The organism is Streptococcus sp. 27098_8_66 (assembly GCF_041431945.1).
Taxonomy (GTDB): Bacteria; Bacillota; Bacilli; order Lactobacillales; family Streptococcaceae; genus Streptococcus; species Streptococcus dentalis.
In genome coordinates this window covers 1-813 of sequence record NZ_JAPVYS010000021.1, presented here as the reverse complement: position 1 = coordinate 813, position 813 = coordinate 1, and the positions used below count along the sequence as shown (strand labels likewise).

The following is an 813-nucleotide window of genomic DNA, read 5'->3' as shown; positions in this document are numbered from 1 at the left end:
GAAACTTTGGAAAAATATAGCAGATGGTTTATTGCCGTTGTCTATTTAGGATTGGGGATGTATATCCTGATTGAAAACAACAGCTTTGACATGCTATGGGCTGTGTTAGGCTAGGAGAAAAAAATATGAAAAAAGATAGTATCTGTCAAGTGGATGTTATTAATCAACAAAATGTTACAACCGCAACGAACTACCTTGAAAAGGAAAAAGTCCAAAAATCACTTCGTATTTTATCAAAGTTTACCGATAATAAACAGATAAATATCATCTTTTATCTCCTTGCTGTTGAAGAACTCTGTGTCTGTGATATAGCCTGTTTACTAAATCTCAGTATGGCATCTGCCTCTCACCATCTTCGTAAACTAGCCAATCAAAACATCTTGGATACTAGAAGAGAGGGGAAAATTATATATTATTTTATAAAAGATGAGGAAATCAGAGATTTTTTTTATCAACTAGGATAACAACTATTTTTACTACTTTACCATGATTATATATAGGACTTATCTATGAAATTTTTTGATGAAAATTACTCACAAGAAAGACCTGCTCGTAGCAAATGTTTAAGAAAAAAGTATAATTTAAAGCAAAGCGACCTAGGTAATGCAGGTCAAGTTAGCCAAGTTGAAAAGGGAGGAATTTGAAAGGATTTGTATCTTTTATTTTTTGTTTCATTTATGTCCTATGCTACTGGAATAGTTAGTAGTCATTTCATGAATCATACGGCACAGCTCTTTTATGGACTGATCGTTATTGTTTCAACGGTAGCAAACTGGTTTTTACATAAAGTAATTGATAAACCCAATATAGATC

The 813-nt window shown here is 32.2% G+C and carries 3 protein-coding genes; all 3 read left to right on the top strand.

Annotation, left to right across the window (positions count from 1 at the left end; translation table 11 throughout):
• On the top strand, nt 1-114 hold a 114-nt coding region (locus tag O3642_RS09725), incomplete at its 5' end, for a cadmium resistance transporter (RefSeq protein WP_371605870.1).
• 11 nt (nt 115-125) lie between these two features.
• The gene (gene cadX, locus O3642_RS09720; protein ID WP_371605869.1) at nt 126-464 is read left to right on the top strand and encodes a Cd(II)/Zn(II)-sensing metalloregulatory transcriptional regulator CadX; all 339 of its coding nucleotides are present in this window, start codon (nt 126-128) and stop codon (nt 462-464) included.
• Between the two features lie 45 nt (nt 465-509).
• The gene (locus tag O3642_RS09715) at nt 510-644 is read left to right on the top strand and encodes a hypothetical protein (protein ID WP_003004655.1); all 135 of its coding nucleotides are present in this window, start codon (nt 510-512) and stop codon (nt 642-644) included.
• Nucleotides 645-813: the final 169 nt, after the last annotated feature.